Source organism: Sulfitobacter sp. D7 (assembly GCF_003611275.1).
In the GTDB taxonomy this organism is placed as follows: Bacteria; Pseudomonadota; Alphaproteobacteria; order Rhodobacterales; family Rhodobacteraceae; genus Sulfitobacter; species Sulfitobacter profundi.
This window is the reverse complement of the sequence record NZ_CP020694.1, coordinates 2,453,869-2,475,938: the sequence shown is the minus strand read 5'-3', so window position 1 is coordinate 2,475,938 and position 22,070 is coordinate 2,453,869. Positions and strand designations below refer to the sequence as shown.

22 protein-coding genes are annotated in these 22,070 nt (G+C 61.5%); 4 read left to right on the top strand and 18 right to left on the bottom strand.

Annotation, left to right across the window (positions count from 1 at the left end; genetic code table 11):
• The first annotated feature begins 88 nt into the window (after positions 1-88).
• Positions 89-1,399, top strand: a complete 1,311-nt coding sequence (locus B5M07_RS11975) for an oligosaccharide flippase family protein (protein WP_120352244.1) — start codon at positions 89-91, stop codon at positions 1,397-1,399.
• 5 nt (positions 1,400-1,404) lie between these two features.
• Here the strand turns inward: B5M07_RS11975 and B5M07_RS11970 are convergent, their stop codons facing one another.
• The 11 genes from B5M07_RS11970 to B5M07_RS11920 form a co-directional block, all read right to left on the bottom strand.
• Complete coding sequence (locus tag B5M07_RS11970; RefSeq protein ID WP_120351481.1) at positions 1,405-2,706, bottom strand: GumC family protein; 1,302 nt, start codon at positions 2,704-2,706, stop codon at positions 1,405-1,407.
• 114 nt (positions 2,707-2,820) lie between these two features.
• On the bottom strand, positions 2,821-3,720 hold the full coding sequence (locus B5M07_RS11965) for a CpsD/CapB family tyrosine-protein kinase (RefSeq protein ID WP_120351480.1): 900 nt from the start codon (positions 3,718-3,720) through the stop codon (positions 2,821-2,823).
• 71 nt (positions 3,721-3,791) lie between these two features.
• Positions 3,792-4,508: a sugar transferase gene (locus B5M07_RS11960; RefSeq protein ID WP_120352243.1), complete on the bottom strand. Its 717-nt coding sequence runs from the start codon at positions 4,506-4,508 to the stop codon at positions 3,792-3,794.
• 1,148 nt (positions 4,509-5,656) lie between these two features.
• On the bottom strand, positions 5,657-5,989 hold the full coding sequence (locus B5M07_RS11955) for a DCC1-like thiol-disulfide oxidoreductase family protein (protein WP_120351479.1): 333 nt from the start codon (positions 5,987-5,989) through the stop codon (positions 5,657-5,659).
• Positions 5,986-6,810 (bottom strand): HTTM domain-containing protein, encoded by an 825-nt coding sequence (locus B5M07_RS11950; RefSeq protein ID WP_120351478.1) that lies wholly within the window; start codon positions 6,808-6,810, stop codon positions 5,986-5,988. Before B5M07_RS11950 ends, B5M07_RS11955 begins: the two co-directional genes overlap by 4 nt.
• Positions 6,807-7,277: a hypothetical protein gene (locus B5M07_RS11945; RefSeq protein ID WP_162931860.1), complete on the bottom strand. Its 471-nt coding sequence runs from the start codon at positions 7,275-7,277 to the stop codon at positions 6,807-6,809. Before B5M07_RS11945 ends, B5M07_RS11950 begins: the two co-directional genes overlap by 4 nt.
• A 380-nt stretch (positions 7,278-7,657) precedes the next feature.
• Positions 7,658-9,013 (bottom strand): patatin-like phospholipase family protein, encoded by a 1,356-nt coding sequence (locus B5M07_RS11940; protein WP_254693999.1) that lies wholly within the window; start codon positions 9,011-9,013, stop codon positions 7,658-7,660.
• 158 nt (positions 9,014-9,171) lie between these two features.
• Positions 9,172-9,570, bottom strand: a complete 399-nt coding sequence (locus B5M07_RS11935; protein WP_162931858.1) for a hypothetical protein — start codon at positions 9,568-9,570, stop codon at positions 9,172-9,174.
• A gap of 174 nt (positions 9,571-9,744) precedes the next feature.
• Entirely contained in the window at positions 9,745-10,419 is a 675-nt protein-coding gene (locus tag B5M07_RS11930) for a response regulator (protein WP_120351474.1), read from the bottom strand.
• Positions 10,420-10,421: 2 nt separating this feature from the next.
• A complete protein-coding gene (locus B5M07_RS11925; protein ID WP_254693998.1) occupies positions 10,422-11,789 on the bottom strand; it encodes an ATP-binding protein in 1,368 nt (455 codons plus the stop codon).
• A gap of 159 nt (positions 11,790-11,948) precedes the next feature.
• The gene (locus B5M07_RS11920; protein ID WP_254693997.1) at positions 11,949-12,365 is read right to left on the bottom strand and encodes a prepilin peptidase; all 417 of its coding nucleotides are present in this window, start codon (positions 12,363-12,365) and stop codon (positions 11,949-11,951) included.
• 242 nt (positions 12,366-12,607) lie between these two features.
• Here B5M07_RS11920 and B5M07_RS11915 point away from each other — a divergent pair, with 242 nt between their 5' ends.
• Both B5M07_RS11915 and B5M07_RS11910 read left to right on the top strand, forming a co-directional pair.
• On the top strand, positions 12,608-14,233 hold the full coding sequence (locus tag B5M07_RS11915) for a DUF4331 domain-containing protein (protein ID WP_120351471.1): 1,626 nt from the start codon (positions 12,608-12,610) through the stop codon (positions 14,231-14,233).
• 24 nt (positions 14,234-14,257) lie between these two features.
• The gene (locus tag B5M07_RS11910; RefSeq protein WP_120351470.1) at positions 14,258-14,455 is read left to right on the top strand and encodes a hypothetical protein; all 198 of its coding nucleotides are present in this window, start codon (positions 14,258-14,260) and stop codon (positions 14,453-14,455) included.
• 87 nt (positions 14,456-14,542) lie between these two features.
• On the opposite strand, the gene B5M07_RS11905 is transcribed toward B5M07_RS11910, so the two are convergent.
• From B5M07_RS11905 to B5M07_RS11895, 3 genes are read right to left on the bottom strand one after another with little or no spacing between them, the layout of a single operon-like run.
• A complete protein-coding gene (locus B5M07_RS11905; protein WP_120351469.1) occupies positions 14,543-15,412 on the bottom strand; it encodes a general secretion pathway protein GspK in 870 nt (289 codons plus the stop codon).
• On the bottom strand, positions 15,409-15,936 hold the full coding sequence (locus B5M07_RS11900; protein ID WP_120352242.1) for a type II secretion system protein GspJ: 528 nt from the start codon (positions 15,934-15,936) through the stop codon (positions 15,409-15,411). Before B5M07_RS11900 ends, B5M07_RS11905 begins: the two co-directional genes overlap by 4 nt.
• Positions 15,933-17,069, bottom strand: a complete 1,137-nt coding sequence (locus tag B5M07_RS11895) for an ABC transporter substrate-binding protein (protein WP_162931855.1) — start codon at positions 17,067-17,069, stop codon at positions 15,933-15,935. The genes B5M07_RS11900 and B5M07_RS11895 overlap by 4 nt, the downstream gene beginning before the upstream one ends.
• A gap of 35 nt (positions 17,070-17,104) precedes the next feature.
• Between B5M07_RS11895 and B5M07_RS11890 the strand changes: the two genes are divergently transcribed.
• A complete protein-coding gene (locus B5M07_RS11890) occupies positions 17,105-17,722 on the top strand; it encodes a type II secretion system protein N (protein ID WP_162931854.1) in 618 nt (205 codons plus the stop codon).
• Here B5M07_RS11890 and gspF read toward each other — a convergent pair.
• From gspF to gspL, 4 genes are read right to left on the bottom strand one after another with little or no spacing between them, the layout of a single operon-like run.
• Positions 17,719-18,930, bottom strand: a complete 1,212-nt coding sequence (gspF, locus tag B5M07_RS11885; protein WP_120351466.1) for a type II secretion system inner membrane protein GspF — start codon at positions 18,928-18,930, stop codon at positions 17,719-17,721. The genes B5M07_RS11890 and gspF overlap by 4 nt on opposite strands.
• Complete coding sequence (locus B5M07_RS11880) at positions 18,930-20,456, bottom strand: GspE/PulE family protein (protein ID WP_120351465.1); 1,527 nt, start codon at positions 20,454-20,456, stop codon at positions 18,930-18,932. Before B5M07_RS11880 ends, gspF begins: the two co-directional genes overlap by 1 nt.
• Entirely contained in the window at positions 20,456-20,908 is a 453-nt protein-coding gene (gspM, locus tag B5M07_RS11875) for a type II secretion system protein GspM (protein ID WP_120351464.1), read from the bottom strand. The genes B5M07_RS11880 and gspM overlap by 1 nt, the downstream gene beginning before the upstream one ends.
• On the bottom strand, positions 20,905-22,062 hold the full coding sequence (gspL, locus tag B5M07_RS11870) for a type II secretion system protein GspL (protein ID WP_162931853.1): 1,158 nt from the start codon (positions 22,060-22,062) through the stop codon (positions 20,905-20,907). The genes gspM and gspL overlap by 4 nt, the downstream gene beginning before the upstream one ends.
• Positions 22,063-22,070: the final 8 nt, after the last annotated feature.

Genomic DNA, 22,070 nt, shown 5'->3' with positions numbered 1-22,070 from the left:
CAAGCCTTTAGTCTCTCTCAAAGAATTGGCAAAGGCGCAGCAACGGGTGTTTTCACAGGTTTCCCAAGCGGTGACGGGCAATCGCCTGATGGCACGGGCGCTGCGCTCAACCTCATGGATCGTCTTGGGCTATGGCGGGTCGCAGGCGATCCGGCTGGCCTCGAACCTGATCCTGACGCGGCTGCTTTTCCCCGAAGCCTTTGGCCTGATGGCGCTGATACAGGTGGTGATCGTCGGGCTGACGCTGTTTTCGGACGTAGGCATCGCGCCCTCCATCGCACAGAGCAAACGCGGAGACGATCGCGACTTTCTGGACACCGCGTGGACGATTCAAGCGATCCGGGGGCTGTGCCTCTGGCTGGCGGCCTGTGCGCTGACGTGGCCAGTGGCGGCGTTTTACGATGAGCCTTCGCTGCTGACCTATCTGCCCATCGCGGCGCTGAGCCTTGTGGTCGCCGGGTTCAATCCCACGCGGATCGAGACGGCGCACCGGCATCTGCAAATGGGGCGGCTGACACTGCTGGATCTGGCGTCACAGGTGATTGGCATCGTGGTGATGATCGTGGGCGCGGTGCTTTATCAATCCGTGGCGGCGCTGGTGGTCGGTGGCGTGGTGGGGGCGCTGGCAAAACTGGCGCTGACCCATGCGTTCCTGCCGGGGCCGGGCAACCGCTTTCGCTGTGAACGGCCTGCGGTGCAGGAGTTGGTGCATTTCGGCAAATGGATTTTCCTGTCGACCATGTTTTGGTTCTTTGCCAGCCAAGGGGACAAGGCGATCTTGGGCAAGTTCCTCTCACTCGAAGGCTTGGGGATCTACAATATCGGTTATTTCCTCGCCAGTTTTCCGCTGCTTTTGGGGCAGAACGTCACCGGGCGGGTGATGATCCCGATCTACCGCGAGGCCGGGGGCGGCGATCATCCCAAGCTGCGGCGGATGCGCTATGGGCTGAGCGGGGGGCTGCTGATGCTATTGGCCGCAATGACGCTGGCAGGGCCGTGGCTGGTCTCAGTACTCTATGACCCGCGCTATCTGCAAAGCGGCGCGATTCTGGTGATGCTGGCGCTGGCGCTGATGCCGCAGGTGATCGGGATGACCTATGACCAAGCGGCGCTTGCGGCCGGGGATTCGCGGCGGTTTTTTATCTCCTCGGCCTCGCGGGCCAGCTTGCAGATTGGGTTGCTGTTGGCGGGGGTGATCGCCGCCGGGCTGCCCGGTGCGTTGATTGGCCTAGGCGCGGCGATGGCGCTGTCGCATCTGGTGCTGATCTGGCTTGCGCGGGCGCATGGCGTCTGGGACGCGCGCCACGATCTGATCTTCGCCCTGCTGGGGATCGTGCTCGGCGCGCTGGCGCTTTGGTTGCATTGGGACCGGGTACTGGGGCTCAGCGCTACGGTCTGAGCGGATCAGCTCTTTTGCTTGCGTGCCATACGTGCGGCGCGGCCCTCTTTACCTGCCTTTAAGCGTTCTTGCCATACTTTGCCCAAGGTGCGGCGCTTTTCGCGGAGGCTGAGGTCGGGGATCGACACGACGGGGATGAGCCCCGTCTCGCGCGTCATCTGCCGGGAAGAGCGGATCACCGGGCGGCGCAGTTCCAGCAAAAAGGCCACGATCAGGGCAAGCGCGAAGCTGCCCAAGCCACCTATCGCCGCCCGCTTTTTGCGGCTGAGAGAGACGGGGTAATCCGGCAGTTCGGCCTGCTCCAGCGTGATCAGTTTCTCACCCCGTTGATCGGATTCGAGTGAGAACCCCACCTCCGCCTCGTTGCGGCGGGCTGTGATCACCTCCAACTGGTCCTGCAGCTGGGTTAGGCGACGATCAAACCGGGCCAGTTCACGCTCAACCTCAGGCGAGGTTTGCAGGCTGGCGGTCAGCGTTTCGCGCTGCTCTTGCAGCAAATCGCGCTGCGTGGTGAGGCTTTCCAACGTGGCGTCCAGTTCGGCCTGTTCGCGGGCGATGGTGGCGGCGCGGGCGTCGGGGTTGACCCGGTCGCGGGCCAGCCGGGTGGCGATGATCTCGCGGTCAAGCTCAAGAAGGGCGTCGTTCAGGCTGCTGATTTCACCGCGGCGAAACTCAAGGCTGCCTTCGAGGGACAGATCATTTTCGGCCCGGTAATCGGCCAGTTCCGCCTCAAGCTCAGAGATGTCGCGGATCAGGTTCTGCTCTTGGCGCTGAAAGAACTCCAAGGTCTCTTGGGTCTGGCTTTGGCGTTGGGCCGCCGACATCTGGCGGGTGCGGTCGGCAAATTCGCGCGCCACGGCCTGCGCATCGGCGGGGTTGTCCATCTCGGCGGTGAAGGTCATGACAGAGATGGTGCCGTCATCGGCAAAGCCCTCGCGCGCGGCGGCCACACCGGTGATGGTAACCGAACGGCGCAGCAGATCAACCTTTTCCGACATCCGCAGCGCGGTAAGATCATCATAAAGATCAAAGTGTTGGATGATGTCCACGAGGGTGCCGCGGGCCATCAACTGCTGTTCGATCAACTGCAGACGACGCGCCGATGACCCCTCTACGGTGGAGGGGGCCAGATCATTGGCGATCTTGGGCTGCTCGATCTGAATGACTTCGGAAGATTGGTAAATATGCGGCGTCGACAGCGCCCAGTAGACCGAGGCGATGCAGCCCAGAAGCGTAATCAGAATGATCACGCCCGCCCGACGGCGGAGCATGTCGATGATGTCATCGAATGTATAGATCGGTCCCATGTGCCTCTTTCCAACCTGCCTAAAGCCCCCTACCGTTGCCCGGCGGAGTTTCCCTGCCTAGACCAGAAGACTTGGGCGATAATAGGGCGCTAGAGGGGGCAGCGACAGGGGGTGTCAGGCATATTTCGGCAGGCTGGACGCGCGCGCCCGGTTCAGCACGATGCCCAAGAGCGGCACCTGACCTTCGAGCATGCGTTCGCATTCGCGCAGATGACGCGCCATGGTTTGCGTCCCGTCCGAGATCAGCAACACACCATCAAGTTGCGGCAGGAATGCCGACAGATCGTCATGCTCCAACATGGGTGGCATGTCGTAGAGAACGATTTCTGGCTGCAGTGAGGCGCGCAGGCGCAATAGTGTTTCGGCGGTGGCGCTGTCTTGGAGGATTTCGGCGGCGTTCACCTCTGGCTGGTCATTCAGGCCGAGGGCCAGCGTGTCACTGACCCGAAGCATCCCTTTGCCAAGATCGGCCCGCCCGCTGAGCAGGTCGCTCATTGCGCCGGGGGCTTGCATGTCAAAAGCGCGGGCCAGACCGGGGTTGCGCATGTTCATGTCCATCAACACGGTGCGCGATCCCGGCACACGCGACAGGCTCAGCGCGAGATTGGTCGCCGAAAAGCTGTTGCCGCAGCCCGAGGTGGGGGCGGTGACAGCGATATTGACCCAGCGATGCTCTAACGTGGTTTGACGCAGGCGCGTGCGCAGCAGGTCAAAAGCCCGCGCAGCGGCGCTGTTGCGGTGATCGTCGACCAACGGCATGTCCCCCCCGGGGCCGGGGGTGGCGATGGGCAGGTCTTGCCAACGCGGCGCGCGGTCGTCGCCGATATAGCGCGATACGGCCGGAGCGGCGGTGGGCAGCGCCTCTTCAGACGCAAGATCGCCGTCGAACTCCTCCTCATGGTCGATCACGGTGCGGCGCGGGCGGATGCTGTGCCGCATCCCCGGGCCGCCAAACTGCGCCGACACATCGCTGTTGTCCGCGCCAAGGGCGTCGGATGCATAGAGATCTTTCATCGTCTTCCCTTTCGATTTTCTGAACATGAGGCGCTAATTTTCTCGTTGTTGCCGGGCGCGGCAAGCATCGCTCAGCACCCGGTCCGGCGCAAGACGACGCCAACGGTTTTGAGCAGAATCGTCAGGTCCATCGGCAGCGACAGATTGCGGCGATAGGCGGCGTCGACCTCATTGCGGTATGTAAAGCGGCTGTTGTTGCGCGCCGAGACCTGCCACAACCCGGTGATGCCGGGGCGCAGGGCGAAATAAGCTTTCGCTTCGCCGTACATCTCAAGCTGGTCGGGCATCATCGGACGCGGGCCAATCAGGCTCATGTCGCCTTTAAGCACGTTCCAAAGCTGCGGCAGCTCATCCAACGAGGTTGCCCGCAGGAAGGCGCCAACCCGTGTGATGCGCGGATCATCCTTCAGCTTTTGCATCTCGTCCCATTCGGCCCGCATCGCCGGGTTCGCGGCAAGGTAGCTTTCCAACACGGCATCGGCATCGCGGACCATGGTGCGCAGTTTCAGGATAGAGAAGCGTTTGCCCCCCCGCCCAAGACGCTGCTGGGTATAGAAGGGCTGCCCGCTTTCAATCCAAAGCGCCAGCGCGCAAAGGGCGATGATCGGCAGCGCGATGGGCAGGGAGGCGAGGATCAGCAGCCGGTCGATAATCGGTTTCGCATAGCGCCCATAAAGGCCGGTAGGACGCAAACGAAAGGCCGCCAAAGCGCGCGGCGCGGGCAGCGCGGCGGCACCCGCAGCAGCAGGCTGCGTGCGGCCCAACATCGGGCCGGCGAGGGCTTCCATTGAGCCATAGGTATGGCTGTGGGCGTCAAAGTACTTCATTCCAAACCCCCCAGGGTTCATTCGCATTCAATCGGACCTGTCCGGCCCACGGCGCCTTCGCCCCGCTTTGTCTCAACGGCCTAGGCGGCCTATACGTTCAGGTAGGATATGTATCATTTGTTACCACCTTTTCGCCTTATTCGATCCATTTTCTCAGAAACAGACTGTTTCGCAGGAGAGGGGGGTGGCAGAAATTAGCGAGGGAACTGTAGGGGTTAGGCCGGGGGCGCGCGGGCATGGACCGTGCTGGCGTGCCGCGAGGAGAGGGGCGCGGATGGGCGGGAGAGGGTGTCTCAAGTCTTTGATATTGTAAGGGAATATCTTTTATTTCAGGGCTGTGCCGCGATGCGCTCCGTGTATCGGCTGCTTGCATCTCCTACACTAAGGCACTTGTGGAGGGATGAGATATCGGCACGCCTGCGGTCACCTCTCGCGGAGCTCTCACAAAAATGTCAGGGCGATAAATGGGCGACAGTTGGGCGCAGGTAGTGGATGTGTGAAAGCAAATTCGTCCTGCATGGCAGCAAGATTTCAGAGGATTCTTCGGTTGGTTGTGAGGCTTGGCTTGGTGCGGACCAAGGCAAATACTGAAGACCCAAAAATTACTGTGTTCAAACGAGAGGAAAGGACACCCTGGGTCAAGATGAGCGTGCCCCGCCACCCACCAGTACAGCAGCCCCTCATTACCCCCGACGATTTGTCGCTGGTTGCGTCACACAACCCAGCCGAGGTCTATTCTCCGTTTCAGCTATTGCCGTTCACGACATGTTTTTTGCCGGAACGCTGCACGTCCTCGGCCAAGGGCGTCGGTAGGTCGAAGTCGTCGAAGGTGCCTGCATGGCCGTTCCCGCCCATCCGGCCGAGCGCGTCGAGTGTTTCTGCCGCGCCGGTATGTCGGGCTTCGCCATAGGCTGGCGGATCTGACGGATACTGTGCTGGTCGATGGCCTAGTAGCCTCCGCGATCTTTGCCGCTGCGTTGACCTGTTGCTGAATGCACGTGAACTGTAGACCTGCACTGTCGGCGTCAATTTTTGGCTTAGGGTTGCGCGTGGGCGTTAACGGCGTCGCCTAAGGGAAAAGCAGTGCTACCGTTCTAGCTCGGCGCGGGTCAGAGAGGTTTTCGGCCCAAAACCTTAAGTGTTACCGCCCGACCAAAACGCATCACCGGGTAGACCGCCTTCGCAACGCGTTCCGAGCTTAAAACCCCTCGCCGCCGCGACAGACGCGAGAGCAGGGCGACAGCTTTTGCGCCATGGAAAACCTCACCGTCAAGATCGACGATCATCCCATCGTTGAGATCCAGACCATAACTATTGGCCCTGGTTCGATCGGTGCGCGCATTGATCAGTTCAACGGCATGGCCTTCCCGAAGTCGAAAGAGCGCGACATAGTTTGCGCAAAAAGGACATTCACCATCGTAGACGATCCGCAGCGGCGTCATGGCTCTTGTATTCTCTTGGTGAACTTTTGGACGGATTGCGGGTCCAACAACGCAAGGTATAGCAGCATCATCGTCGCAGAATAGGTGCTGACGGGGAGCAACAGGTAGAACGTGGAATGCATGCTTAACCCGATGAAAATGGCCGTTGCGCGATGGCGACGGGTAAGGATCGCATAGGCGAGAAAATATTCGACGACCAAGACGGCGCAGGACATCAACGCAAGGAGCATGGGAGAAGCGAGAAGTATCTCAAGCGTGCGACCCGAATAGCTCCAAACGAAAATCTGTTCGAGCCTTTGTCCTGAAATGAAGGCTTGGTCTGACTTGTCCACCGCAGTCCAGAAATAGAGTGCCGACATTTGCAGGGCGATCAGGCGCTGCCCCCACAAGATGCCGTGTTCAGGTAGAATCCGATTTCCGCTCTGGATGGCCGTCCATCGGTCAAAGGAATAAGACCGGCCGCAATCCGTAAACATGAGGAAAATACAAGAGATGCCAAGAAGATAGACATGGTGATGATTCCAACCCGCGGTACCAAGGCCCGCTTGTCTCATCCCGTATAGAAGAAATATTGTCAGCCCAAGCAGACCGATTGACAGTCTGGCGCGGACGCCCAGCAGGGCTGCGATTGCAAAGATAAAGAAGACCAATCCCAGCAGCAGTTCGCTGAATGTCTCCGCCGCGAAGGGTGCGACTTCGGCACCGAAGCGGACAATTGCCATGGTTGCCAGCCCAATTCGCAAAAGCGCAACTGCCCGCGTTGGACCAGTGGCGTCTGGGCCCCAAGCGACGAAGTCGCGCAACATCACCCCAGCGTTCATGGTTTCTCTCCTTCGCTGGAGGCGCAGATATTTTCGATCTTCAAGGCTTGCCAGCCCTGACGGGTTCCAACCGACCCTTCGAAACGAACCGAACTTGTTTCAGGTGCCGTTGCGCATAGGGGCGCGGCAAAATGGGCGAAATGCTCTGTCGCGAAAATGCGATTCTCGAAAAGGTAGTGCAAAATCAACGGATATTGCTCGATATCTGCCGCTTCCAATGGGGTGTGCATTGTCTCGGCACCATCCTCATGTCGCACGACAAAGCGGCCATTGGGAATGCCCACACCCACCCCAGAGAACATGACCCACTCGCGCAGCCATGGCGAATGGGAGCCAAAGATCTGTCCAGGAGCCGGGCCCAGATAGATCAATACCGCAAACAAGCCGAAAGCAATGTGGCGCGCTAACATCGAAAGATTTCCGCTCTGCGGGCGTGACACGGTTCCTGGTGTGGGTACATGGGTCATTGCTGCGGCCTCTTTCACTGCTTGCGCCAGTATCTAGGTTTCACACAACCATGTTAAGAAATCGGGACGAAAATTGGGCAAAATGTGAGCCATGGTTGGGAAACATAGAAATTGCACCGGGTTTGGGCAGTTAGATGCTTGATAGGTGACTGAAACCCCGCAGTTCACATTGCCCAACGGCAGGGGTGATTTTACGTCCCTCGCTCCTATCTGACCCGATCTTCGGCACCTGCAGGGAACAACTGAAATCTGCCCATTTTGAATAAAAACACTCATTAGCGAACGCAGAAATTGACGAACCGAGGAGGGTGCAAGCATCTTTCTGATTGGGCCTGCATGTTCAATCCGTTAATTTCGGGGCGCACTCGATTTTCTCGGTGCTACTGTCGTGGCGGCCACTCCTCCTTTGCGTTCGTCCAAAGTGTACCGCTCTGCGCCCGCTCTACGCCGTGTTGATAAAGAGCGTTCATATAGGTTGATGAAAACCGATCCGACGGATCATAGACGATCCCAGATTTCGGATCGATTGAAGTTACCGAAAAGCGTAGCCCCCGTTCGCGTGCGTAAAGCTGGGTCGCGTTGACCTGCAGCAATGCGTTGGCTCGGCCTGTTGTCGTGAGTGCCTGTTGCGAAATGCTTAGCGCGGATCTTCCTACTGTTTCAGGGGCCGGATTAAGCGTGTTGTTGATCAGGACGTAAATATGCCCGCCTTGCAGCCTGTGGTCAGGTGTCGTGAACGCGAAGCTGGGGACCGCCAGAAACTGCATGTGTACGCCCCCGTCGACATGCGTTTCCGCATAGGTTTTACCCCCCGCAGTGTATCGCAGATTTACCGGCGGAAAGAGCCCCGGCAGTGCGGCAGAGGCGCGCAAGATGCTGCGAAACAGCTCGTATTGCCCTGCGGCGGCGATGGCGCCCATGTCCCAGATCGAGGCCCGCGCACTATCAAGTTCCGAGGTGACAATGAGCAGGCTTTTTCCCGTTCTGTGCTTTTGCGCGATGGCACGAAGGAAGGAGGGTGGGGTGTGCTGGGTGATCAACGCAGCCAGCGGCGCGGTGTCATATAGCGCGTCGCTGAAGACCGCTTGAAATGGCCGCATCTGCATGATGTCACCTGCGTCACTTTCGGTGAAAACGCGGGTTAGAACATTATCGTAATTCGGTCCCATAAACGCAAACGGAGCGATGAGGGCGCCGGTCGAAATGCCGGTCACCAAGTCGAAATTGGGCCTGTCGCCGCGCTTTGACCAGCCCACAAGCGCGCCCGCCCCAAAAGCACCGTCCTCACCGCCGCCGGATAGGGCCAGCACGTTCGGCCCGGCAGAGGGGTCCGGTAAAGACGACGGGGGATGCAGGTGTTTGCGCCATTCATCCGGCCCATCATCCGCAAAGAGACGAAACCGCGACAGCGGGTCATTGTCCGTTTCGACGCGCGTCGCCAAAGGCGTCTGAACGGGGCTTGTGCAGGCTGAAAGAGCGGTGGCCCCAAGGCCCATGAGAAACGAACGGCGGCCCACAATGCCCTTGTTTGGTTTCGTGCAAATCATCTTAATTCCCTCAGGGGCACCGAGCGATTGGCCTTGCTCGGTAAGCTGTGATTCAGCCCGATGGTTTTCGTGGGCGGGCGCCGTGATCTGGTAGCGGGCGGATGCAGTGCCATCCTCAAGTGTAAAATCTACGGTCAAGGGACGCTCAGCGCCCGCCGTCGCGATCGGTTCGTCTATGTCGGAATGCACCAAAACCGCCCGAGCGAGACTAAGTGAGGCGCGCATAAGTAAGCCCGGGCAAAGGTGGGGCGGAGGTTCAATTCAGCCTATCCGTTTCTCGGCAAGACACGGAGAATACGGCAACCCCCTGAGGGTTGCCGCATCGCAATCTCGTGGCGAAGCGCGACCTAACCCTTCTTCGGCATATTGGCCGGGGCGCACGCCAGTGGCACATCTGCTTTGGGGGACATACAGGTGCCCCGAACGGTGCCGCCATCGCGGCCCGAGAACTCGCAGGCAAACTGTGGCTCGACATTCTCGCAAGCTTCAATAGCTTCGCGCGGCGGGCGGCCTGCGCGTTCGCCCTGACCAGAAGGCGCAGATTGCGCATAAACGGTACCTTGATCCGTTGCCGAAGCACTTTCAGCGCGCACGGCGGAAATGTTAAGCGCGCCCAGAACCACAGCAGCGAAGGTGATCGCGAGGATGATGCTTTGGTTGCCTTTGATGCGGGGTACTGTTGGCCGGTAAAGTGGGATCTTACGTTGGGCCGCAGCCTGTTCGCGTTGTGCTCTAAGTTTATCCATGAACATCGTAGGTTCTCCTGTTGTGGCGTTAAGTCGCCATTCACAGGGCCTTTTTCCATGTTCTTTGAGCAGTGAGTTTGCAGCAATTATGCAGCGAGAATGCAGATCGTAAAAAAATGCACTCTGTAGCTTTTCTGGCTCAATTCTCGAAAGGTTGGGGGAGGGGCGGCCCCTTTAGCCATCGTAGGCGTATCCCACCCCATAGACAGAGCGGATCGGGTCCCAAGTGCTGACCGATGCGATCTTGCGCCGGATGTTTCGAATGTGGCTATCGACGGTTCGGTCAAAAACCTCTGTGTCGCCGGGAAAGGCCAGTGCAAGCAGTTGGTCGCGCGAAAAAACGCGGCCTGGCCGGGAAGCAAGCGCCTGCAGCACCGAGAATTCCCGGCGTGTGAGGTCAAGGAGGCTGCCATCCAGTGTTGCCTGCCACCGGTCGCCGTCGATGATAAGGCGGTCGTTCGTGGCAGGGCTTTGTGCGGGCTGACCCATAGGGCGTCTGCGTAAAACCGCCCTGACCCGCGCGACAAGCTCACGCGGGGAGAAGGGTTTGCACAGGTAATCATCTGCCCCCAGTTCAAGACCCAGAAGACGGTCGATTTCTTCTACTTTCGCGGTGGTCATGATGATCGGCACATCGGATGTTTTGCGCAATTCACGACAGATCGTCAGGCCATCCACCTCGGGCAGCATCAGATCCAGAATGACCAGGTCATGCTGATTTGTCTGGGCAAGCGCGACGGCACCCGCGCCCGTACCCAACATTTCTACGCTCATACCGTCAGCAAGCAGGTAATCCCGCACGACTTCTGCAAGTGCTATTTCGTCTTCTACGATCAGGATGCGCGCCATGGTCACACTGCTTGTTTCGGCAATCGTATGACAATTTGTACCCCGCCCAACTCGGATCGGCCAGCAGAGATGGTGCCGCCATGCGCCTCTACGATGGCCCTACAGACGGAGAGCCCCAGCCCAGACCCCCCATGCGCGCGAGACCGCGATGCCTCCACGCGGTAGAAACGGTCAAACAGCTTGTCCCCATCGTCTTCGGGCGCGGCTGGCGGCGTGTCCTCTACAGTCAGCTGCGCGAAACCCTCGCCGTCTTGCAGATTAACGCGTATCTGGCCGGGCCCATCGGTATATCGAAAAGCGTTCTCAAGCAGGTTATCCATGACTTGGCCAATCTGCCCTCGGTCACAGGGAACCCACATCTGCATCGGCAGATTAAGCTCCAACTCTATCCCTTTAGCGCTGAGCTTTGAACGCATCGTTTCAGCCGCCTGCTTCACAAGGGACGGGAGGTCTTCTTGTTCAATTGACGATGTCAGCTCTGCTTCGCGGCCATAGGACAGTGTTTTGAGGTCCTGTACGAGACGCGACAGTCGCATGAGCGCTGCATGCATTTCGGTCAGCGTTTTGTCGTCGGGCTGGCGGATCCCGTCCTGTAGCGCCTCAATCTGGGCGCGTAGCACCGCAAGCGGCGTTTGCAGTTCGTGACTGGTGTTGGAAATCCATTCACGCTCGGCCTTGGCGGTTTGTTCAAGTGTCGCCGCCAAAGTGTTGTAGTGGCCGATCAACTGCCCCAATTCGTCACTTCTGTCTTGTTTGATCCGGGCCGTGTAATTGCCCGCCGCCATCGTTTTCGCGCCGGCCTCCAACCGCCGAACGGGCTCAAGCAACTGGCGCGCGATGATAAACGCAGCCGCAGCCGAGAGGGCGATGGCGATCAGCGCTGCAAGAGCAAGAGAGGCATACTGCCCGCGCAAAAAGAATGTGTCGCTCGCATCTCGTTGCTCCATCGGCGCGTTCAATCCGATATAGCCAAGAAGGTTTGCGCCCGCGCAGGTGTTGTTCGCGCATACGGGGCGCCGCTCAAATAGCGCCGAGCGTTCAATATGGCCCGCGATCTGATTGCCATCGCGGTCAAGCAGCACGATACGTTTTTCCAGCCTCATATTGTCATCGCCTAATGTAAACGGCGGTGGGTTGTCTGGCCTTGGTGGGGGTGGTGCTTCAGGTGGAAATCTCGGGGACCGGCTTGGGAGAGGGGCATGCGCATGTACAAATGCAGCCCACAGTTGCGGGTCTTCATCAAACTCGGCCCAACCGTTCTGTCCACGCTCAGCCAAGGATGTTGCGAGCTCGTCGAACCGTGCCAGTTCCCCCCTGAGCAGGTAGCGCGCAAAACCCTCGCGCATCCACAGGGCGACCATCAGCGCCATCACCAATACGATAAGAATGGAAATCGCTGCGACGGCTGTGAAAATCTTGGCGAACAATGACTTCCGGATTGGGTTCATATGTTAGGTCTACCACCAAAATGTGCAGTTAGTTTGCAGGGACACCGATGGTTCAACGCTCCAACAGTGGCCTGCCGATCACTACCAGACGGTATCAATCCTCAATACCCACAAGACAAAGAACGCTGCCGCAAGCCAAGGGCCAAAGGCCAGTTGGTCCGTTCGTCCACGCTGGTTGATAACCGCAAAGCCCAAGGCGCCGAGCGCCGCCAACAGCACGACCATCGGCAAGGCGCTAATACCCAGCCACGCGCCAGCGGCGGCCAGAAGCTTCGCATCGCCGAGCCCAAGCCCTTCTTGCCCTCGCAGTCTGAAAAACAAACTGCCGAGCGCCCAGAAGGTCACATAGCCGACAATCGCCCCCCAGATCTCGCCCCCCGGTAATGTGCCCCTAGCATAGGCAATTAGCGAAAGCCCCAGAACGATGAGCGGCAAGGTATACCGATCCGGCAGGCGCTTCTCGCGCAGGTCGATCCGTACCAGCAGACCCAGAAACACGGCCAAAATGGCCGTGCTCGCAAGGAATAGGGCAGGCGACATATCCGCGTTCAAAGGCATTCCGTTGGCCTACAAATCATCCCGTCCTTCGGCAACAAAACTTTTTTCAGAAAGGTTGAAACCTTTTCTTAACGAACCACGTGACTGCGTTAATGCGGGTACTGAGTTGCATTTTTTTCAGCGTTCGCAGGGAGAGTAGAACCAACAATTACATCAGAAAAATGCCAACTTGGGAGAGACAAATGACTATTTCTGTTCGTACCCTGCTACGAGGGAGCTGCGCCAGCGCATTGTGCCTGACGACGACCCTTGCATCAGCGTCGTCACACCGCGAAGCGCCCGGTATCACCGAGCAGCCAAAGATCGACGCCACCGATTTCTACATGTTCAAAAGCTATGAGGCAGGGCGCGGCGACTATGTGACCTTGATCGCCAACTACCAGCCTTTGCAGGCCCCTTATGGCGGTCCGAACTATTTCACCATGGATCCCGATGCGATCTATGAGATCCACGTCAGCAACGATGCCGACGCCGAGGAAGAGATCACCTTCCAGTTCAAATTCGACAACAACCTGACGGGCGGCACCGGTATCCAGCTTGATATCGGCGGTGAGACCGTGGGCATCCCGCTGCGCGCGGCTGGCCAGATCACCGCCAGCAACCCCACAGCCGCCTTGGGCGAGACCGAAAGCTACGGTGTCACCATGATCACCGGCGACCGCCGTAGCGGCGATCGCGCCGAACTGACCCACTCGGGCGGTGCAACCTTCACCAAGCCCCTCGACAACGTCGGCAACAAGACACTGCCCGACTACGAGGCCTATGCCGACGCCTATATCTACGACAATGTCGAGATTCCGGGCTGTGGCACCGGCCGTGTATTTGCCGGTCAGCGCGAAGAAGCCTTTGCCGTGAACCTCGGCGAGATCTTCGATCTGGTGAACCTTGTGCCCGTGCAAGGCCCTGATAACCCGATGTGGCCGCAGTACAATGACCCGGATTTCAATGCGAACGGCATCGTGCAGGACCGCGCCAATGACGATCTGATCGGCAAGGCCAATGTCACCACGCTGGCACTTGAAGTCCCGATTGACTGTCTGACCCAAGGCGATGAAGCTGTGATCGGAGCCTGGACCACCGCAAGCCTGCCGCAGGGTGAGCTTGAAGATCCGTCGCCGACCTATGAGCAGACTTCGCTCTTTGGCGGTGCTTGGGTGCAGCAGTCGCGTCTGTCGAACCCGCTGGTGAACGAAGTCGTCATCGGTCTGGCCGACAAGGACCTCTTCAACGCAGCCGAGCCGACCATCGACGAAGCCCTCGCGGTCTATGTTACCAACCCGACCCTGCCGGCCTTGCTGGACATCCTGTTCCGCGATGCGCTTGGTGCCTCGGGCGACATCGCACCGTCGAACTTCCCGCGCAATGACCTTGTGACGGCGTTCTTGTCGGGCTTTCCGGGTGTGAACCAGCCAGCTAACTTCGATGCGTCCACCGACCTGTCGGAAATGCTGCGTCTGAACACCACTTTCCCGGCGACACCACGTGACGATCAGCACACCTTTGGCCTGCTGGCCGAAGACCTGGGTGGTTTCCCGAACGGCCGTCGCCCCGGCGATGACACGGTCGACCTTGCCCTGCGTGTGATGATGGGCCGTCTGTGTCACAACGTGCCGCTGGGTCAGGAAGTCAGCGGCGATCCAAGTGCCGAAGACAGCATCAACCTTGGCCTTTGTGGCGATGGTGACCCTGATGACACAGCACCAGCGGGCGAAGTTCCCTTCACCGATGGTGCGCCGTTGCGGGCCACCGAACTGCGGGCGTCCTTCCCCTATCTGAATACGCCGATCGCCGGTTCGCCGAACAACTAAACCCAAAGGAATAGGAGAATTCCAATGTTAAAGAATATCTCGATTCTTGTGCTTCTGGGCGGTGTTTTGGTCGCTTGTGGCGGCGGGAACGGGCTGAATGGGATCGCCTCGCTGGGGTCGGACTTTGCCCGTGCCTTCGCGCAGGATCGCAACGATGAGCCGATTTCCCTCGCCGGGGCGTCGTTGCCCCAGTTCCCCACACGGGAGCCGTTTAACCCGTAAGGGGACGGCAAGCGCCTGATTGGCGTGAATGACCTGAAACGCGGCCTTCCCCCCGGGAGGCCGCGTTTTTCTTGGCGTCTGTGGTTTTTAGGGGCGAAAGGGCGGCGGGTCGGGCAGGGGGGCTGTATCTGCCCCTTGGGGCGAGAAACTGCGCGCAATGACGCGCACTTCCTTTTGACCTAGCACCGTGCGGCGCAGCAGCCGCGAACTCAGCGTGACCGTGAGACCGTCAACCTCGGCCCGGCTTTCGACGTCAAAGACCGCCGAGGTGAAGCCAATCCCGTCCAGCGTCACAATCCCCGCGTCGGTGAGGTCGCCCTTGGTAAGAAAGCCTGCCGCCGCGCGCCGTTTGACAAGCTGTCGCGCCGCACTGGGCGAGCCCAGCATCACGGCCATCACCGTCTCATTGGCCGTGTTCAAATTCACATTCCCGGACTGCGGCAGCAGGCTGACATGGGGTGCCAGCGCGGCGCGGGTCTGGGCGTCCAACGCTTGGATTTCCGCCAAGACCCGCACCGGGCCGCGCCGGATCAGGTGGTCATTTATATCGAGCGCCACACGGTCCGGCAGTTCCAGCGCAGTGATCAGTTGCGCCAATGTCTGCTGCTGCGCAAGCCGGCCCGCCGCCAAGGCGTTGAGGTCAAACCGCGCCTGCGCGTCATTCACGGTGATCGAGAAGCTGCCGGTTTCCAGTTGAACCTCCTCCTGCGCGGCCAGCGCCCAAGGCTCGGCCATATGGTCGGTCTCGGGGGCCACTTCCATGTCGCGGCGCAGGGCGGCGACCAGTGATGCCTCCGCGCCAAGCGCCAGCGCTTCGGCCTGCGTGGCCGCCGCAGCCCGGCGGGTGCCGTCCATCAGGTTTTCCTGCGAGGTGAACATCAACACGACAATGGCCGCGCCAAGCGCCAGTGCCACCAGCACGTTGATCAGGATCACCCCAGCCTCACGCGCCCTCATTTCGGCACCACTTGGCTTAATGGCACCAGCCGCCGCAGTGTGCCTGCTCCGGTGATCTCAAGGCGCAGGTCCACGGCAGACGCCGGAGTGTCGCTGGCGGGGTCAGGCCAGGTGTCATGCCAAATGCCCCCGTCGTCGAGCACCCGAAAAGTCAGGCTTTCGACCTCTGGCACCAGGGTCTGCGTCAGATCGGGGTCAGCGTTTTGCGTGCCCGACTGGCGGTGCAATTCCCCCTCGGCACGCAGGTAGCGGCGCAGGGTGCGCCCGTCTTGCAGCGGAGCCGAGAGTACGCCCGCCTCCAACGTGACCGCCTGCGGATCGGCTTCGATCAGATCGCGGCCAAAGATCATGAGCGCGCGGTCAAGCCGGGCCAGATGCTCCAGCCGCCCATCGGTCTGCGCGCGCACCCGCAGGATCGTGTCCAAGGTGGTAAAGGCGGCAAGACCGACCATGGCAAAAAGGCTCAGCGCCACCAGCATTTCGACCAATGTCACCCCGGCCATGCCGTCGCGCCGAGGGGTCATGCGCCGGTCGAGCCGATCAGGTTGTTGGCGCCATTGGTCACACTAAGGATCGCCAAGCCGCGGCTGCATTGCCCGTCTTTCTGGAACCGGTAGGGGCCGACAACACCGTCAAAGCCCGCCTCACGCAGCAGTCCTTTGCGGTCTTGCTGGGCAATCCGGCCAAGGATGCGGGCCATTTCCACGGCGTCGAATGCCAGCCCTGCCAGCACGCCGGGGTCGGCCTCGCTGACCTCGGCAAAGGCGGTGGCGAAGGCTTCGAAACCCACCGGGTCGGGGGCGGCGAACCACCCGTCTTGCAGCGCCGCGATCCGGTAGGGGGTGATCGAGGCCCATTGCTCGGAGCCCAGCAGTTGCACCCCGCTGGATTTGAGGGCAGTGGCCTGTTCCTCGAAGGGTCCGCCGACCACGGGCAGATAGACCGCATCGGGCAGCGCGCCGCCGTTGGCCGCGCGGATTTTGTCCACCAGCCCTGCGGCCGATGCCGCGACCACCGGGGCGGGCATCTTAATTCCGACGCTGGCCGCCACCGCCTGCGCGGCTGTTGCCGACAGGGCCCCGAAGGCACCGGGCGGGACGACGGTGGCCACGCTGCGCTTGCCACGCGAGGCCGCAAACCCAAGGATCGATTTGGCCGATTGCTGCGGGGTGATGCCAAAAACAAAGAGGTTCCCCCCAGCGATTGAGCTGTCGTTGGACAGCGACACCACCGGCACATCCACCGCCGCTGCCACGGCGCGGCTTTGCCCCGAGAACATGGGCCCCAAGATCATCCGCGCGCCGCCCGCCTGCGCCGCTTTGGCCGCCGCAACCGCCGAGGCGTCGCTATCGCCCGCGTCAACCACCGCCACCTCTGCGCCCGGTGCTGTGGAATTGCCGCCAAGGCTTGCAGCGGCCAGCATGATCTGACCTAATGACGCTCGCGGCCCGCTGAGAGGGGCCAGCAGAACCGCCTGACCCACCGCATTCGCTGGCGGCAGCTTGTCGCCCCCCGTCAGAGACAGCCCGCCACAGCCCGACAGACCAAAGAGCGCCGATGACCCACCAAGACCCAGCAACAGACGCCGCCGTGTCAGCGCCGCCCCAGCCCCGCAAATCGCGGCTTCGGGGGTTTGTTTCGCTCGTGCTTTTGGCATCTTTCGCGCTCCTTGTTTACCTGGCTGCATTGATCGTGACCCTCCCGGCCACCGCGCTGCACCGTGTGGCGGTTGTCCCTGCACAGATTACTGACCTGTATGGCAGCCTGTGGAAAGGCCGCGCGGTGCTTAGCGGTGGATATTCGCTGGACTGGGAGGTTCGGGGCCAGCCCTTGCTGCTGGCGCGCGGCGTGGTCGATTGGACGCTGCAGGGCCGCGACACCCAGCTGACCGGGGTCGCCCGTGCCACGCCTTGGGCGCTTGAGGCTGAAACGGTCGTGGGCCGCGCCGGGCCGGGGCTTATGGGGCTTATCCCGGGGCTGGCGTTGAAAAACTGCACCTCACGCGCGGTGGTCGATCTGCAGAGCCTGAGCTGGCGAGAGGGCCGTGCCGCGGCGGCGGGGGTTGTTTCGGTTGAGGCGGGCAACTGCGAAGATTTGCTGGGGCGCGCCGCGTCGGTGCCGCAGATGACGCTTGATCTGACCACGCAGGGCAATGATGCCCGCGGCCTGCTGCGCGACCGCGACAGCGTGCTCGCGGAACTCACCGTGACCGGCGACCGCCGGGTGATTGGGCGGGTCGAACCCGAAGGGGCGGTCTTGGTGCCCGGCATGCCGACCGGCGGCCCGATCATCATCGAATACCCTTTCTAAGTCACCAGATTGTTCAGGTTGACGATCGGCAGCAGGATCGACAGCACCAAAAGCATCACGATTCCGCCCATGATCAGCAGAACGGCCGGCTCGACCAGGGCTACCAGTGCTGCGACCAGCGCATTCAGGTCGCGTTCCTGATCATCGGCGGCGCGGGTCAGGGTCGCGCCCAGCACGCCGCCTGCTTCACCGCTGGCCACCATGGCGATCAGCATCGGCGGAAACACCTTGGCCTCCTCTAGCGCCTGCGACAGGGCCACCCCTTCGCGCACCCGCGCCGTGGCCTGAGTGACCTTCGCGCGGATATGCAGGTTCGGCACCGTCTGCGCCGCCGCAGCCAACGCATCGACCAAAGGCACGCGGCTGACCGTCAGGGTCGCGAGGGTGCCCGCGAACTGCACCGCATTGGTCTTGAGCGAGAACCCCCGCGTCAGCACCGAGCGCGACAGGAAACGGTGCCAGCGCAGCCGGACCGCGGGCTGCCGCAACAGGCTCACCGCCGCCAGTCCCGTCGCGGCCACCCCCCCAAGGACCACGAGCCCCCAAGCGTTGATAAAGTCGCTCACCGAGATCAGCGCCCGGGTCAGAAACGGCAGTTCCGCCCCGCGTGAGGTAAAGACGCGCACGATGTCGGGCACAACGAATGTCAGCAGCGCCACGATCACCGCCAGCGACACCACGGCAAGGATCGCCGGATACAGCAGCGCCAGTTGCACCGTCTGGCGGTTCTTGGCGCGGGTTTCCACAAAGCCTGAGAGATGCTCCATCACCTGACCCAATTGGCCCGAGGTCTCTCCCGCCGCCACCGAGGCGCGGTAGAAATCGCCAAAGACATTCGGGTAATCGCCAAGCGCCTGAGCAAAGCTGCGACCCTCTAGGACCGAGGCGCGCAGGTTGAGCAGCAGCGAGGTCACCGCCGGTTTTCCGCTTTGATCCGCCACGGTTTTCAGCGCCTGTTCGACCCCAATGCCCGACCCGACAAGCGTGGCCAATTGCCGTGTCAGCAGCGTCAGCGCCCGGCGCGGGATGCGAGGCTTGCCAAAACCCGATTGCTTGGCGGTCTTGCTCTGTTTTGTCGGCTCGACAGAGAGCGGCGCAAGGTTGCGCTGGCGCAGATTGCTGCGGGCGGCGGCGGCGCTGGCGGCCTCAATGATGCCCTTGGTTGATTTGCCCGCGGGGGTCAGGGCTTCATAGGCAAAGGCGGGCATCAGTCAGCCTCCGGTGCGGGTGTGGCATCGAGCGCTGGCGGGGGGAGAACCGCGCCTTCATGGATCGCGCGGGCGACCTCTTGCGCCGTGGTCATGCCTGCGCGCATCTTGGCGATGCCGTCTTCCAGAATGCCCGGACCCCGCGCCCGGGCTGCTGCGATCAGGCTGGCTTCGGATTGGCCTTCGTGCATCATCCGCTCAAGATCGCCATCGACCTCGATGATCTCGTACAGCGGCAGGCGCCCGCGATGCCCGCTGTTTTGGCAATTGTCGCAGCCCATGCCTTTCTGAACGGTCTCTCCGGGTTTGACCTTGCCCGCCAGAAGATCGCTTTCGGTCTGGGTGACGGTGTGATCGGCCAGACAGTCCGGGCAGTTGCGCCGCACAAGACGCTGGGCGATCAGCCCGCGCAGCATTGGTGCCAGCAGGAAGCGCTCTACCCCCATCTCCACCAGCCGTGAAACCGCGCCGATGGCCGTATTGGTGTGTAGGGTCGAAATCACCAAATGCCCGGTCATCGCCGATTCCACCGCAATCTGCGCGGTTTCGCGGTCGCGGATCTCGCCCACCATGATGACATCCGGGTCCTGCCGCAGGATTGCACGCAGCCCGCGGGCAAAGCTGAGGTCGGTCTTGGCATTGACCTGCATCTGGCCAACCCCGTCCATCGTGTATTCGATCGGGTCCTCGACCGTCATGATATTGCGCTGCCGGTCGTTGAGCATGTCGAGCCCGGCATAGAGCGTTGTGGTCTTGCCCGAGCCAGTGGGGCCGGTCACCAGCACCATACCGTCGGGCAGGGCGAGGATGCGTTTCAGCACAGTGTTATCGCGGGGCGACAAACCCAGATGGTCGATGCCGCGCAGGGTCTGGCCACGGTCCAAGAGACGCAGCACTACCCGTTCGCCGAATTGCGACGGAATGGTCGAGATCCGCACGTCGAGGTCATACCCCCCGACCCGTAGCGACACCCGACCGTCCTGCGGCAGGCGTTTTTCGGCGATGTCGAGCTTGCCCATGACCTTGATCCGGCTCACCAGCAAGGGCGCCAGCGCGCGTTTCGGGCTGATCACTTCGCGCAGGATACCGTCGACGCGGAAACGCACCAGCAGGCGGCGCTCTTCGGTCTCGATATGCACGTCCGAGGCGCCTTCCTTGACTGCTTCGAGCAGCAGCGCGTTGATCAGCCGCACCACCGGGGCATCGTCGTTCTGCGCCAGAAGATCGTCGATAGAGGCCGCCGTATCGGCAAGCGTGACCAGATCGTCATCGGCATCGGCGGCCACTTGCGCGGCCTCGGACGCGGAATCGCGATACAGCGTGCCAAGCGCGGCCTCGAATTCCGTGGTGCCGACTTCTTCGAAGGTCAATGTCGTGCCGCAGACCCGCTGCGCTTCGATCAGCGCCTCAAGCGGCGCATCGCTGCGATACTGGCATAGCGGACCCTCGGCGCCGGGCGTCACGATGACGCCATGGCTTTGGGCAAAGCCGTAGGCGAGGCGGGTCAGGAGGCTTGGTTCAGGCATCACAGGGCTCCCAGCAGCAGACGGGCCGAAATCACACCGGGCGCCGGGCGGCGGTCGACTTCGAGCGCCTCAAGGGTCACGTCATGCTGTTCTTCGAGATCGGCAAGCCAAAGCAGCAGGGTGGCAAAGGGCGTGTCGTCCAAGGTCACGCGAATGCCGTCGTTTTCGGGCTCGATCCGGCGCAGGGTCAGCTGCGCCGCGCTGGCGGAACTGGTGATCCGGGTGGCAAGCGGGGTGTCATTGATCGGCGCAGTCGGCGCGATCTCGGTCTGGGCGGCCAGTGCTGCGGTGTCCTGCACAAGGCGGTACGCCGCGATATCGGCCCGCGCCTGCGCTTCACCCGCTTGCAGCGGCATCCATGCAAAACGGTAAAGCGCCACCAAAAGGGCCAGCGGGATCACAAGAGCGATGAGCAGTTTTTCGCGTCTGCTGAGCCGATCAAAACCTGTCATCCGCCCGCCCCTTTGGTGATGCGCATTTCAACTTCCGCGCCGCCATTTCCAGCGGTGGCCGCCCCGCTGCGCACGGCAAAGCCTGCGGTTTCAAGTTCCTGCTCAATGCGTTGCAGGTCTTCCAGTCCGGGGCTTTGCATCAGCACCACCAGTGTATTGTCGCGCCGCCCCCAAGACAGGCGGCGGAACCCCACGCTGGCAGGGTCTGAGGCCAATGTGCCCGCGATCTCGTTCAGCAGCGGCAAGAAGGGGCCGCGCCCCTCGTCACTGGGGGCCGGGGTGAGCCGTGCGAGGATCGGCCCGACATCGCCGGTCAGCGGGACGCCGGGCAGTATGTTTGCAATGGCGGCTTCGGCTGCGAGGCGTTCCTGCTGCGCGATGCGTTTGAGGGCGGCGGTGTCAAAGGCCGTCAGGCCAAGATGGATCATCAGCGCCGCACCGGCGGCCACCGCGGCCCATCGCCATGCCGCAACCCCTTCGGCCCCTGTCGTGCGCTGGCGTGCAAAGCTGAAAGCAAGGTCGCGCGGGTCCGGTGGCGGCGGTGCGGCAGAGAGGTCTTCGGCTGGCAAAGCGTCACCCAGCGGTTCGGCGAGCGCGTAGAGCTTGGGGCTTCCCGAGCGGCTCCAGAACAGCGGTAGCATCTCGGTCCGCAGGGCAAATCCGGTGCCGTCCGAGCAACGTACCACCGCCCTGTCGCCCTCGCGCCAGACAGACCACGCCGGGCCGCCCCTGGCATCGGGGCGCGGGATCATCAGAAACTCCGGCAGATAGGGGGCCTCGGCGGCGGCGATCTCTGCCATGATCTCTTGCGACAGGACAAAGGCCAGCAATTGACCCGGATCGGCGTTCTCAAGCGGGCCTTGGATCACCTGCACCGACTGGATCGGAGCGGCGATACGGTCTTCGACGGCAAAGGTCAGCAGGGCGCGCCGTTGGCGGGCGGTGGCGCGGGGCACATCGACCAGAAAGCTGCCGACTTGCTCGGCGGCCACAAGCCTTGCGGACAGGCCATTTTCTTTCGGGCAATAGGCATCGGCGCGGGCCAGTAGACCGGCCGTGGCAGGAGACAGCAAGGGTTTCAAAGTATTTTCATCGCGCAGGTCTATGGGGCGCTCAGAGGCGTCCAGTTCTGACGTAATACTTTGATTACTCACGTAAAATT

What these genes read in the sequence shown, in the direction of transcription:
- B5M07_RS11970 (WP_120351481.1), bottom strand. Translation starts at nt 2,706, where the DNA reads ATGGGACCGATCTATACATTCGATGACATCATCGACATGCTCCGCCGT.
- B5M07_RS11955 (WP_120351479.1), bottom strand. Translation starts at nt 5,989, where the DNA reads ATGACGCCGCTGCGGATCGTCTACGATGGTGAATGTCCTTTTTGCGCA.
- B5M07_RS11945 (WP_162931860.1), bottom strand. Translation starts at nt 7,277, where the DNA reads ATGACCCATGTACCCACACCAGGAACCGTGTCACGCCCGCAGAGCGGA.
- B5M07_RS11880 (WP_120351465.1), bottom strand. Translation starts at nt 20,456, where the DNA reads ATGCCTGAACCAAGCCTCCTGACCCGCCTCGCCTACGGCTTTGCCCAA.
- B5M07_RS11965 (WP_120351480.1), bottom strand. Translation starts at nt 3,720, where the DNA reads ATGAAAGATCTCTATGCATCCGACGCCCTTGGCGCGGACAACAGCGAT.
- B5M07_RS11935 (WP_162931858.1), bottom strand. Translation starts at nt 9,570, where the DNA reads ATGGATAAACTTAGAGCACAACGCGAACAGGCTGCGGCCCAACGTAAG.
- B5M07_RS11895 (WP_162931855.1), bottom strand. Translation starts at nt 17,069, where the DNA reads ATGCCAAAAGCACGAGCGAAACAAACCCCCGAAGCCGCGATTTGCGGG.
- B5M07_RS11960 (WP_120352243.1), bottom strand. Translation starts at nt 4,508, where the DNA reads ATGGAAGCCCTCGCCGGCCCGATGTTGGGCCGCACGCAGCCTGCTGCT.
- gspF (WP_120351466.1), bottom strand. Translation starts at nt 18,930, where the DNA reads ATGCCCGCCTTTGCCTATGAAGCCCTGACCCCCGCGGGCAAATCAACC.
- B5M07_RS11910 (WP_120351470.1), top strand. Translation starts at nt 14,258, where the DNA reads ATGTTAAAGAATATCTCGATTCTTGTGCTTCTGGGCGGTGTTTTGGTC.
- B5M07_RS11905 (WP_120351469.1), bottom strand. Translation starts at nt 15,412, where the DNA reads ATGAGGGCGCGTGAGGCTGGGGTGATCCTGATCAACGTGCTGGTGGCA.
- B5M07_RS11975 (WP_120352244.1), top strand. Translation starts at nt 89, where the DNA reads ATGGCACGGGCGCTGCGCTCAACCTCATGGATCGTCTTGGGCTATGGC.
- B5M07_RS11900 (WP_120352242.1), bottom strand. Translation starts at nt 15,936, where the DNA reads ATGACCCCTCGGCGCGACGGCATGGCCGGGGTGACATTGGTCGAAATG.
- B5M07_RS11915 (WP_120351471.1), top strand. Translation starts at nt 12,608, where the DNA reads ATGACTATTTCTGTTCGTACCCTGCTACGAGGGAGCTGCGCCAGCGCA.
- B5M07_RS11950 (WP_120351478.1), bottom strand. Translation starts at nt 6,810, where the DNA reads ATGAACGCTGGGGTGATGTTGCGCGACTTCGTCGCTTGGGGCCCAGAC.
- B5M07_RS11925 (WP_254693998.1), bottom strand. Translation starts at nt 11,789, where the DNA reads ATGGCGCTGATGGTCGCCCTGTGGATGCGCGAGGGTTTTGCGCGCTAC.
- B5M07_RS11930 (WP_120351474.1), bottom strand. Translation starts at nt 10,419, where the DNA reads ATGGCGCGCATCCTGATCGTAGAAGACGAAATAGCACTTGCAGAAGTC.
- gspM (WP_120351464.1), bottom strand. Translation starts at nt 20,908, where the DNA reads ATGACAGGTTTTGATCGGCTCAGCAGACGCGAAAAACTGCTCATCGCT.